The sequence below is a fragment of the Chryseobacterium carnipullorum genome, from assembly GCF_900142785.1.
GTDB classification, from domain to species: domain Bacteria; phylum Bacteroidota; class Bacteroidia; order Flavobacteriales; family Weeksellaceae; genus Chryseobacterium; species Chryseobacterium carnipullorum.
Map to the genome: position 1 here is coordinate 52,670 of NZ_FRCD01000024.1, position 11,877 is coordinate 64,546.

The 11,877-nt window shown below is 36.3% G+C and carries 13 protein-coding genes; 12 read left to right on the plus strand and 1 reads right to left on the minus strand.

The window, feature by feature from the left end:
* Positions 1-45: 45 nt before the first annotated feature.
* From BUC06_RS21280 to BUC06_RS21290, 3 genes are all read left to right on the plus strand, one after another.
* Positions 46-699, plus strand: coding sequence for a porin family protein (locus BUC06_RS21280; protein WP_073336316.1), 654 nt, complete (start codon positions 46-48; stop codon positions 697-699).
* 641 nt (positions 700-1,340) lie between these two features.
* Complete coding sequence (locus tag BUC06_RS21285) at positions 1,341-1,949, plus strand: outer membrane protein (RefSeq protein WP_073336318.1); 609 nt, start codon at positions 1,341-1,343, stop codon at positions 1,947-1,949.
* A gap of 92 nt (positions 1,950-2,041) precedes the next feature.
* Complete coding sequence (locus tag BUC06_RS21290) at positions 2,042-2,695, plus strand: porin family protein (protein WP_073336320.1); 654 nt, start codon at positions 2,042-2,044, stop codon at positions 2,693-2,695.
* A 60-nt stretch (positions 2,696-2,755) separates the two neighbouring features.
* Here the strand turns inward: BUC06_RS21290 and ffh are convergent, their stop codons facing one another.
* On the minus strand, positions 2,756-4,117 hold the full coding sequence (gene ffh / locus BUC06_RS21295) for a signal recognition particle protein (protein WP_073336322.1): 1,362 nt from the start codon (positions 4,115-4,117) through the stop codon (positions 2,756-2,758).
* A gap of 190 nt (positions 4,118-4,307) precedes the next feature.
* Between ffh and BUC06_RS21300 the strand changes: the two genes are divergently transcribed.
* From BUC06_RS21300 to BUC06_RS21340, 9 genes are all read left to right on the plus strand, one after another.
* Positions 4,308-4,679 carry a hypothetical protein gene (locus BUC06_RS21300; RefSeq protein ID WP_034725372.1) on the plus strand — a complete coding sequence of 124 codons (372 nt, stop codon included), beginning with the start codon at positions 4,308-4,310 and terminating at the stop codon, positions 4,677-4,679.
* Positions 4,680-4,738: 59 nt separating this feature from the next.
* The gene (atpB, locus tag BUC06_RS21305; protein ID WP_073336324.1) at positions 4,739-5,836 is read left to right on the plus strand and encodes a F0F1 ATP synthase subunit A; all 1,098 of its coding nucleotides are present in this window, start codon (positions 4,739-4,741) and stop codon (positions 5,834-5,836) included.
* Positions 5,837-5,883: 47 nt separating this feature from the next.
* The gene (atpE, locus tag BUC06_RS21310) at positions 5,884-6,078 is read left to right on the plus strand and encodes an ATP synthase F0 subunit C (RefSeq protein WP_002979108.1); all 195 of its coding nucleotides are present in this window, start codon (positions 5,884-5,886) and stop codon (positions 6,076-6,078) included.
* A gap of 86 nt (positions 6,079-6,164) precedes the next feature.
* Positions 6,165-6,662: a F0F1 ATP synthase subunit B gene (locus tag BUC06_RS21315; protein WP_034745161.1), complete on the plus strand. Its 498-nt coding sequence runs from the start codon at positions 6,165-6,167 to the stop codon at positions 6,660-6,662.
* Positions 6,663-6,664: 2 nt separating this feature from the next.
* On the plus strand, positions 6,665-7,204 hold the full coding sequence (atpH, locus tag BUC06_RS21320; RefSeq protein ID WP_073336326.1) for an ATP synthase F1 subunit delta: 540 nt from the start codon (positions 6,665-6,667) through the stop codon (positions 7,202-7,204).
* Positions 7,205-7,222: 18 nt separating this feature from the next.
* Positions 7,223-8,800, plus strand: coding sequence for a F0F1 ATP synthase subunit alpha (gene atpA, locus BUC06_RS21325; RefSeq protein ID WP_034745157.1), 1,578 nt, complete (start codon positions 7,223-7,225; stop codon positions 8,798-8,800).
* Positions 8,801-8,876: 76 nt separating this feature from the next.
* The gene (atpG, locus tag BUC06_RS21330; protein WP_073336327.1) at positions 8,877-9,743 is read left to right on the plus strand and encodes an ATP synthase F1 subunit gamma; all 867 of its coding nucleotides are present in this window, start codon (positions 8,877-8,879) and stop codon (positions 9,741-9,743) included.
* A gap of 356 nt (positions 9,744-10,099) precedes the next feature.
* A complete protein-coding gene (locus BUC06_RS21335; RefSeq protein WP_073336329.1) occupies positions 10,100-11,458 on the plus strand; it encodes a hemolysin family protein in 1,359 nt (452 codons plus the stop codon).
* 12 nt (positions 11,459-11,470) lie between these two features.
* Positions 11,471-11,776 carry an ATP-dependent Clp protease adaptor ClpS gene (locus tag BUC06_RS21340; protein WP_073336331.1) on the plus strand — a complete coding sequence of 102 codons (306 nt, stop codon included), beginning with the start codon at positions 11,471-11,473 and terminating at the stop codon, positions 11,774-11,776.
* Positions 11,777-11,877 lie beyond the last annotated feature (101 nt).

An 11,877-nucleotide genomic window follows, 5' to 3' on the forward strand; every position in this document is an offset into this window, starting at 1 on the left:
TTGAAAAAAAACATTAGTTTTGCATCCGAATACTAAAAGAAAATCATGAAAAAACTTTTACTTATTGCAGCAGCAGCTGCGGTTAGCGTTAATTTAAGCGCTCAAGAAACAAGATTCGGAGCTAAGGCTGGTTACTCTCTTTCAACTTTAAAATTTAAGGACGGTGGAAATTCTGAAAATTCAGATCCTTCACACACTTTCTATGTAGGTGCTTTAGTAGAGCATAAACTAAGTGATAAATTTGCTCTTCAGGGAGAAGTTTTGTATTCTCCATTAGGAGGTAAAATAGAAGCATCGGAGGGTACCGAAGAAGCTTTTGTTGGAGCAAAATCAAAAATTAAGTTTGGAACTTTAATGGTTCCGGTTTCTGCTAAATATTTCATTACTGAAGGTTTATCAGTTTCTGCGGGAGCAAGTTTTGGCTTTATTCTTTCTGCAAAAACGAAATATGAAGTGAATGCAGGACTTGGTTTACCGGGACTTGATATTTCAATAGGAGATGACGTTGATATTAAAGATCAGACCAATACTTTAAATATCGCTCCTTTCCTTGGTGCAGAATATGCATTGGAAAACGGATTGTTCTTTGACGCAAGATACAATATGGGAGTATCTAACTTGGCAAAAGATTCTGGAGACGGAAAACTAACCAACAGCTTTTTACAAGTGGGTGTAGGTTTCAAATTCGGAGGAAACTAATTCTTTAGAACTGATTTAAAAACACAGAGCGGGACAAATTTTGTCCCGCTTTTTATTGTTACCATAGGTGCTTTCGAGCTGTTAAGTAGTGCAGCTCACGCGCAGGAAGGTTTTAAATCAGGATGACACATCGGTACTTCATCGTTGCTGTAAATATTGGGTACTACTTCTTCCTTAAATAAGATAATAGCAGGAGTAATACATTCAATTCCGGCTTTCTGGTTGGATTTTTTCTGTAAAAGCCCTGACGAATATTCGATATGTCCAGCTATTATGAATGAATAAGAGGATATATTTATTGTAAAGAGAGAAATCTTCCTGATATACAAGCTATTGTTTAATTTTTAAGACTAATGTCTTAAATGTTAACATTTTAAGATAATATCGTTCACAATAATTTAAAATAATAAGGAATTTGTGAGAAAATGATAAATCTAAAAAATCAAGTATATTTCACTCCTGTTGTAAAATTGTAATTTTTTTATTCTAAATATTGTGAAAAAATCAAAAGCCTCTAATGAATACGTTTTAATGTCGAAAAACACCAATATTCATCAATGATATTAATCACGTTAACAAATTTTAATATTAGCGGGACCCACTGTAAATTTGCCCTCAGAAAGTATTAAAATTATTATAAAATGAAAAAATTAGTATTAGCTGGTGCAATTGCACTTTTCGGTTTATCTAATGCACAGATTGCAAAAGGAACAACTTATGTGTCAGGAACTTTAAACTTTTCTTCAACAGAAAACAACAATAACAATAAAACAAATAACGAGTTAACTTTAGTTCCTACAGTAGGATACTTTGTTGCTTCTAATGTAGCTATTGGGGTAGGAGTAGGATATGCTTCTGCAACTGAGAAAGTAGACGGTGACTTAGTTGACACAAAATTCACTAAATCTGCTGTTGTTGTTGAGCCTTTCGTAAGAAAGTACTGGACTTTAGGAGAGAAATTCTTTATTTTCGGTCAGTTATCAGTACCAATGCAATTTGGAAATGATAAGAATGAAGTATCTACAAGCAACACTTCAGTGACAACAAAAGAGAAATTCAACTCTTTCGGAGTTGCTGTTAAGCCAGGTTTAGATTATTTCTTAAACAAAAACTGGACTCTTGAAGCTACTATCGGTGAATTCGGTTACAGTAACTTTAAATACAAGGATGCTAAGAGCGTAAATAACTATAATTTCGGTCTTGATTTAGCATCAGTTGGAATTGGAGTTAAATATGTATTTGCTAAGTAATTAACAAACACATTTATAAAATTAACAGCCCTAAGATTTATTTTGGGGCTTTTTTTTATCTTTAAAAACAATATTTTATATTAATAATAATCATGAAAAAAATCTTATTAGCATCAGCTCTTGCATTTTTTGCAGGCATGAATGCACAAACAAAATTTGGAGTAAAAGCAGGATACGCCTTATCAAATTTAAAATCTAATGAAGATCTTGATGCTTTTGAAGGGGCCAACGGAGGCTTGAAATCTAAATCAGGGTTTTATGTAGGTGCTTTGGTAGAGCATAAATTCACGACTAAATTTGCTTTGCAGGGAGAAGTTCAGTATGCCAACTTAGGAGGTAATGTTGAAGTCTCAACAATGGGCATCACGGTTACAGAAAAATTAAATTTTAACAGAATCGTAGTTCCGGTATCGGCAAGATATTATGCTACTCCTGAATTAGGATTGTATGCAGGCCCTTTTGTAAGCTTCAGAACAAGTACTAAAGTGAATATAGATGTATCAGGAGGAATAGCAGACCAACAGGTCTTGAATGCAGGTGAAAATGCTTTGGAGAAAAATTTTGAAGACAATCTTAAGTCTACAGAATTTGGACTGTTTTTAGGAGCTGACTATAATGTATACAAAGGATTATTTGTAGATGCCCGTTACAGTTTCGGACTTACCAATATGATTAAAAATCCATCCAACGACGAGAAGTTAAGAATGAATTTCTTCCAGATCGGTTTAGGATACAAATTCAAATAAAAAAATAATAACTCTCAGAATTTCTGAGAGTTTTTTTATGTCTTATTGCTTTAAGAGATTTTATTTGCCCATCATTCCGCCCATTCCCGGCATATTTGGCATTTTGCTCATCATTTGCATCATTTGTTTTCCCTGAGGTCCCTGCATCATCTTCATCATTTTACCCATCTGGTCAAACTGCTTCATCAATTGATTGACATCTTCAATCTTTCGTCCTGCTCCTTTGGCAATTCTCTGTTTTCTCTGGCTGTTAATGATCGAAGGTCTTCTTCTTTCATCCGGAGTCATAGAGTAGATGATTGCTTCAATGTGCTTGAATGCATCATCGCTGATCTCAACATCTTTGATGGCCTTTCCAACTCCCGGGATCATGCCCATAAGGTCTTTCATATTACCCATCTTCTTGATCTGGTTGATCTGCTTCAGGAAGTCGTCAAAACCAAACTCATTTTTAGCAATCTTTTTGTGAAGTTTTTTAGCTTCTTCTTCATCAAACTGCTCCTGAGCTCTTTCTACCAGGGAAACAACGTCTCCCATTCCCAGAATTCTGTCTGCCATCCTTTCCGGATAGAAAACATCCAAAGCTTCCATTTTCTCACCGGTAGAGATGAATTTGATTGGTTTTTCTACTACTGAACGAATCGTTAAAGCAGCACCCCCTCTCGTATCACCGTCCAATTTGGTAAGAACAACACCGTCAAAATTCAAAGCATCGTTGAATGCCTTAGCTGTATTCACAGCATCCTGACCCGTCATGGAATCTACTACGAATAATGTTTCCTGAGGTTTAATGAAGTAATGTACAGATTTGATCTCGTTCATCATCTGTTCATCAATCGCAAGACGTCCTGCCGTATCGACGATGACCACATCGTGACCGTTGGCCTTTGCAAAGGCGATGGCATTTTCAGCAATAGTAGATGGATTGGTAGAACCGTCTTCCGTAAATACCGGAACGCCTATCTGGCCACCTAATACTTTAAGCTGGTCGATCGCAGCGGGACGGTAAACGTCACAGGCTACCAATAAAGGTTTTTTTGCTCTTTTTGTTTTTAAATGATGAGCAAGTTTTCCGGAAAAAGTAGTCTTACCGGAACCCTGCAGACCCGCAATAAGGATCACAGACGGTTTCCCTGAAAGATTAATTCCTTCCTGAGAACCTCCCATGAGTTCTACTAATTCGTCATGAACGATTTTCGTCATCAACTGTCCCGGTGTAAGGGAAGTAAGAACGTTTTGCCCTAAAGCTTTATCCTGAACTCTTTTGGTAAGATCTTTTGCAACTTTATAGTTAACGTCGGCATCTACCAACGCTCTACGGATCTCCTTTACGGTTTCCGCTACGTTGATCTCTGTGATTTTTCCGCGTCCGGAAATATTATGTAAAGCCTTGTCTAATTTATCCTGTAAACTATTAAACATATTGATTGTAAATTATAGGTTTGCAAAAATAAGGAATTTTTAGCATATCTAAAGTGTTCTGACACGTAATATTATATATATAGAAAAAATGATAAAAATCAAATCGTATGAAAATACGATAGAAAAAGTCTATTTTTGCGATCAGTTAAAATAAACCTTGGTATTTATAGAGGTTGAAAATAAGTTTATAATGAAATTAAATCCTAATATCCTGGTCACGGTATTATTCTTTTTAACATTTTTGATCCATTTTTCCCTGTGGAAATTTGTTTTTCACTTAGATGAGATTATTATTGTTAAATTTTATCTTTTTTTAAGTGTCATGTTTATGTTGATGATTACAATGATTGTTTTAATTAATAGAGTAGTGCCGGAATTTTTAGGACTCTCTGTGATCGGTTTGATCCTTTTAAAATTTGGTTTAATGTACTTAATCAGGAAAAAATTGAACTTTGAAGTCATTCCAGGCTATAAATTTCATTTTATTATCCCTTATTTCGTCCTGACGACGCTGCTTACCTACTATGCGATTAAGCTGATTAATCATGACAAAAAACAGTAAAATTATTTATTGAAAATAGAAAAAAAATTATATTTTTGCACAACGAAAAAAACCTATCAATGTTTAAGAAATTCGCAGTTTTATTCTACAGTATTTTTGTATTAAACTTAGTGTCCGCACAGCACGGTGAGGCTGCTGCTGGAACAGCTCCTGCACAAGAGCTTTCAGAAAAAGACAAAACAAGTAAAGAAAACAAAGAGTTCATCGATCATCACTTGTTGGATGCTCATGACTTTACATTGATGGTGGATAAAGATGGTCACCACATCGGATTCCCTCTTCCAGTTATTTTTTATGATAACGGTATTCATTCTTTCATGAGTAACAAAGAAGGTTTCATGCACGGTGAGCCAACTGAAGTAGATGGTTCTTATTATAAATTACACCACGAGAAAATTTATAAAACAGACGCAGCCGGAACCTTAACCCTTGGAGAGGATGGTCATCCTACCAATGAAAAGCCTCTAGATCTTTCTATTACAAAGAGTGTCCTTATTCTTTTATTAGTGTCTGTCTTTATGCTGGTATTATTTGGTGGAATGGCGAAGTCTTATAAGAAGTCTGTTGTTCCTACAGGGGCTGCAAGATTCTTAGAGCCGTTAATCATTTTCGTAAGAGACGAAGTAGCAATCCCGAACATCGGTCATAAATACAAAAGATTTATGGGGTACCTGTTAACAGTGTTCTTTTTTATCTTATTCCTTAACGTATTAGGATTAATGCCATTCGGAATCAATGTTACAGGTAATATTACGATGACATTCTTCCTTGCTATCCTTACTTATTTAATCACTACATTCTCTGCTAACAAAGATTACTGGAAGCATATCTTCTGGATGCCGGGAGTTCCTGTGCCAATGAAGCTGATCATGTTGCCAATCGAATTATTAGGAACAATCACTAAACCTTTCGCATTGATGATCCGTCTTTTTGCTAACATGACTGCAGGACACATCGTAGTTATGAGTTTGATAGGATTGATCTATGTGTTTAAGAACTTTGCAGCAGGGGTTGCATTCCCGTTCTTAACATTGGTAATCTATTTACTTGAAGTATTGGTAGCATTCTTACAGGCTTATATCTTCACGATGTTATCCGCTCTGTTTATCGGAATGGCAGTACAGGAGCACGAGCACGAACATCATGCTGCTCACTAATTGGAATTATAAATTAAAGTAAAACAAATTTTTTAAAATTATATATTATGGAAATCCCTAAAATTGTAGGTGCTGGTATCGTAGTACTAGGTGTAGGTATTGGTCTTGGTAAAATCGGAGCTGCTGCTCTTGAGGCTATCGCTAGACAACCTGAGCAATCTGGAAAAATCCAAACAGCTATGCTTATCGCTGCTGCACTTGTTGAAGGTGTTGCGTTTGCTGCTCTATTCGCAGTAAACTAATTAAAATCAAACCATTACCCATAACGGTTGGTTACGGGTAATGGTTATTTAAGAAAAAAAGTAATAATTATTTATACATTTATATAATGGAATTAATTCACCAGTTTTCATCAGGATTATTTATTATCCAGTCTGTTATTTTTCTAGCATTATTATTTTTGTTAGGCAAATTTGCTTGGAAACCTATTTTAAAATCGATCAACGACAGAGAAACTTCTATTGTTGATGCTCTTAATCAAGCTAAATTAGCAAGAAAAGAGATGGAGACTTTAAAAGAGGATAACGAAAGAATTATTCGTGAAGCTAAAATCGAAAGAGATGCTATCCTTAAAGAAGCCAGAGAAATTAAAGATAGAATCGTAGGTGAGGCTAAAGATGCTGCTAAAAACGAAGGAGACAAAATCATTGAAGCTGCTAAGCAGACGATCCAGACTGAGAAAAACGCTGCCATGGCAGACATCAAAACTCAAATCGGTGTTTTATCTGTAAACATCGCTGAATCTATCCTTAAGCAGAAGTTGGACAACAACGAAGCTCAAAATGAATTAGTTCAAAATTATTTAAACAAATCTAACCTTAACTAAGAATGCTTACATCTAAAGTAGCTAAAAGATACGCACAGGGATTGCTTGACTTCACCAACGAATCGGGCCAGACAGCTGCTGTATTTTCTGAAATGAAAGATGTAGTGAAGATCATGTCTCAATCTGTAGATTTGAACAAGTTCTTTCTTACCCCTTACATTGATGCAAAAAAGAAAATAGAGGTAGCAGACCAGATCTTCAAAAGTTTGTCGGTTTCTTCACTGAACCTGATCAGACTAGTGATCAAGCACGGGCGTGAAAACCAGCTGAAGAATATTGCTCAGGAGTTCATCAACAAGGTAGAAGATATCAACGGAGTACAGAGAATTACTCTTACTACAGCGACTCAGCTTTCTAAGGAGAATATTGATCAGATCCTGAGATCTACCAATCTGGTAAAAGCAGATTCGAACTTTGATCTTAATGTAAACGTAAAACCTGATATTTTAGGAGGGTACATTTTAAGAGTAGGAGATCAGCAGATCGATGCATCTGTGAAAACCAAATTGAGTCAGATTAAAAAAGATTTTCATTTAAATTAAGAAAAAAACAACCATATAATGGCAGAAATAAATCCGGCAGAAGTATCTGCGATCTTAAAACAACAGTTGGCCAACTTCGACACTCAATCCAACGTTGAGGAAGTAGGTACAGTTTTAACCATCGGTGATGGTATTGCTCGTGTATACGGGTTAGAAAATGTACAGTACGGTGAGTTGGTAAAATTTGCTAGTGATGTAGAAGGTATTGTACTTAACCTTGAAGAAGACAACGTAGGGGTTGCTTTACTTGGTGAAAGTAAATTAGTAAAAGAAGGAGATACAGTAAGAAGAACAAACAGAATCTCTTCTATCAAAGTAGGAGAAGGTATGTTAGGTAGAGTAGTAGATACTCTAGGTAATCCAATCGATGGTAAAGGACCGATCGAAGGAGAGCTTTACGAAATGCCATTGGAAAGAAAAGCTCCTGGAGTTATCTTCAGACAGCCGGTAACTGAGCCTTTACAAACAGGTATCGTTGCGATTGACTCTATGATCCCTGTAGGAAGAGGTCAGAGAGAGCTTATCATTGGTGACAGACAGACAGGTAAAACTACTGTTGCGATCGATACGATCATCAACCAGAGAGAATTTTTTGATGCAGGTCAGCCTGTATATTGTATATATGTTGCGATCGGTCAGAAAGCTTCTACTGTAGCACAAATCGTTAAAACCCTATCTGATAAAGGAGCTTTAGCATATACTGTAATTGTTGCGGCTAACGCATCAGATCCAGTTCCAATGCAGGTATATTCTGCAATGGCAGGAGCATCTATCGGTGAGTTCTTCAGAGACTCTGGTAGACCGGCATTGATTGTTTATGATGATTTATCTAAACAAGCAGTAGCGTACCGTGAGCTTTCTCTACTATTGAGAAGACCACCGGGCCGTGAAGCTTATCCTGGAGACGTTTTCTATCTTCACTCAAGACTATTGGAAAGAGCTGCAAAAGTTATCGCTGATGACAAAATTGCCAGCCAGATGAATGATTTACCTGAGTCTTTAAGACCCATCGTTAAAGGAGGAGGTTCATTAACTGCCCTTCCAATTATCGAAACTCAGGCTGGTGACGTTTCTGCGTATATTCCAACCAACGTAATCTCTATTACAGACGGACAGATCTTCTTGGAGTCTGATCTATTCAACTCAGGGGTTCGTCCTGCGATCAACGTAGGGATCTCTGTATCAAGAGTAGGAGGTAACGCTCAGATCAAGTCAATGAAAAAAGTATCTGGTACTCTTAAATTAGACCAGGCTCAATATAAAGAATTGGAAGCATTCGCTAAGTTCGGTTCTGACCTTGATGCTTCTACTTTAGCCGTAATCTCTAAAGGTGAAAGAAACGTAGAGCTTCTTAAGCAGCCGGTAAACTCTCCGCTTCCTGTAGATAGTCAGGTAGCTATGATCTATGCTGGTACTGAAAACTTAATGAGAAACGTTCCTATTAAAAAAGTAAAAGAATTCCAGTTAGAATATATCGAATTCTTAAGATCTAAGCATCCTGATACAATGGCAGCGATTAAAGCTGGTAAGATCGACAACGATATTACAAACGTTCTTAAGCAGGCAGCTAACGATTTAGCTTCTAAATATAACTAAAATCTTCATTGTTTAAGGTTTAGAATGTCAAGTTTTAAACCTTAAACTTTAGACCATAAACTTTGAACCCAAATTAATGGCAAACTTAAAAGAAATACGAGGCAGAATTACGTCAATTTCATCTACGATGCAGATCACACGTGCTATGAAAATGGTTTCCGCAGCGAAGCTTAAAAAAGCGCAGGATGCAATCGTGATGTTAAGACCTTACTCTGAAAAATTACAGGAAATCATCCAGAATGTAAATTCTAGCTCTGATCCTGATCAGATTTCTGTTTATGCTCAAAAAAGAGAAGTGAAGAGAATTCTTTTCATCGCTGTTACTTCAAACAGAGGTCTTGCCGGAGCTTTTAACTCATCTATTGTAAAAGAACTTAACATTCAGTTTAGAGACCAGTCTCAGTACGAAATTGAAGTGCTTACCATCGGTAAAAAAGCTTTTGATGCGGTAAGAAAAACACGTACAGTATACTCTAATGAAAGTGCTGTTTTTGATAACTTAAACTTCGATACCGTATCTCACGTTACTGAAGGAGTAATGAACAGCTTCAAAGAAGGTAAATTTGACGAAGTTTATTTGATCTATAATAAATTTGTTAATGCTGCTACTCAGGAAGTCACTACTGAACAGCTTCTTCCGATTTCTATGGCTGAAAAAGCTGAAGAAACTCAGGTAGAAACAGATTATATCTTTGAACCGAACAGAAATGAAATTTTGGACAATTTGATTCCTAAAGCGATCAAAACTCAGGTTTTCAAGGCTGTTTTAGATTCAGTAGCATCTGAGCATGGCGCGAGAATGACGGCGATGCACAAAGCTACAGATAATGCACAGGAACTTAAAAATGATCTTGTCATTTTCTACAACAAAGCAAGACAGGCTGCTATTACAAACGAAATCTTAGAGATCGTTTCAGGAGCGGAAGCTTTGAAAAATTCATAAAGAATTATTTTAAATATCATACGGAAGCATCGACACTGTCGGTGCTTTTTTTGTGGGATTAAAGTTCAGAAGAGGGAAGGTGGATGCTTAAAATTATTTTCTTTTATTTTAGACCCTTTTTATCAGCAGTCAATAATATGTTAATCATTCTTTTACCTTTAAAACCGTTCATCTTTCCGTATCTATAGTGCTTGTTCAAAAAAGATTTTAAATTGTTTTTAAGTACTCTACACGCTTCCGTTTTCCCGCTTCTGCCTTGCCTTTTAGAAAATTACATTCCCAAAATATCTTAACCCCAATACAGGTTATTTTTATTTTATCTATCTTTGTACACTAAAATATTATACAACTTCTAAATGGACTCGGACATAGTCAGGCTTTTGCTAGCCTTATTTCTTGTTTTACTAAATGGCTTTTTCGTAGCCGCAGAATTTTCAATTGTTAAAGTTCGTTACTCACAAATCCAATTAAAAGCCGCCGAAGGTAATTCTATGGCGAAGCAGGCAGAACACATTATCAAGCATCTTGATGAGTATCTATCTGCAACGCAGCTTGGGATTACGTTAGCATCTCTTGCATTGGGTTGGGTAGGGGAAAGTGCCCTTCACCATGTCGTAGAAAGTATTTTCCATTCTCTGAATGTTGAATTGGCTCAAACGACAATTACCACGATTTCAGTGGTCACCAGTTTTGTTTTAATTACTGTCATGCACATTGTCTTTGGAGAACTTATTCCAAAATCAATTGCCATCAGAAAGTCGGAAGCAACTACAATGGCTACAGCAGTTCCATTGAGAGTTTTTTACACGGTCTTTAAACCATTTATCTGGTTGATGAACCTGATGTCGAATACTTTTTTAAGATTGGTAAAGATCCATCCGGCTTCTGAACAGGAAATTCACTCTACTGAAGAGCTTCAGCTTTTGGTAAAGCAGAGCGCAGATAGTGGTGAGATTGAAGAAGAAAACTATGAAATCATCAAAAATGCGTTTGATTTTACCGATCATTCTGCAAAACAGATCATGGTTCCAAGACAGAATATCACTTCTATTGATTTTGAAGAAGATATCAATGAGATTATCAATAAGATCATGGACAGCGGATATTCCCGTATTCCTGTGTATCTTGACTCCATTGACAATGTAATAGGTATTTTCTATACTAAAGAAATTATCAGGGAATTTGTCAAAAGAAAAGGAGATCTTAATCATGAAGACCTTAAAGATCTGATGCGTGATGCATTTTTCGTGGTAGGAAGTAAAAAGATTTCTGACCTTCTGAAGATATTCCAGCAAAAAAAACAACACCTTGCCATCGTTATTGACGAATTTGGCGGAACCGAAGGTATTATTACCCTGGAGGATATTCTTGAAGAATTGGTAGGGGAAATACAGGATGAGGAAGATGATGAAGATAAACTTGTAGACAAAATAGGAGATAACATCTATTGGGTTCAGGCTACACAGCCTCTGGATGAAATCAATGAACATCTGCCTAAAAAACTGCCCCTTTCCGAAGAAAGTGAATACAATTCACTGGCAGGATTCATTCTCCATGAGTTGGAAGATATTCCGGAAGAAAATGATGAATTTGACCTGGAAAATTACCATTTCAAAATTCTTAAAATGAACAATAAGAGTGTAGAACTCGTAGAATTAGTATATGAAGGCCCGAATGTATTAGGCGATCTGGCTGATAAATTAGGTGAAGTTTAAAGAGAGATAGACATGATTTTTTATAACAGCATAAAAGATTACGAAGATCCGAAACGCCAGTATGAAGAAGAAGTACTGGTTTTGGATGATACGGACGAAGTATATAAGATTGTTCTTCATAATGATGACATTCACACATTTGATTATGTGATCGACTGTCTGATTGAAATCTGCAAGCATACATTGGAGCAGGCAGAACAATGTACCATGCTGGTGCATTACAAAGGCAAATGCACCGTAAAAACGGGTTCACTTGATCTGCTTAAGCCCATGCATGAGAAACTGCTTTCAAGAGAATTATCAAGCGAAATAGTATAAATAAAAGAATCCGTCTCACAACCAATTTGCGAGACGGATTTTATTTTAGTTGAACTTTGTTTTATTGTCCAAAAAAGGAAAAAGTTGTCCTCTTCAGGCAA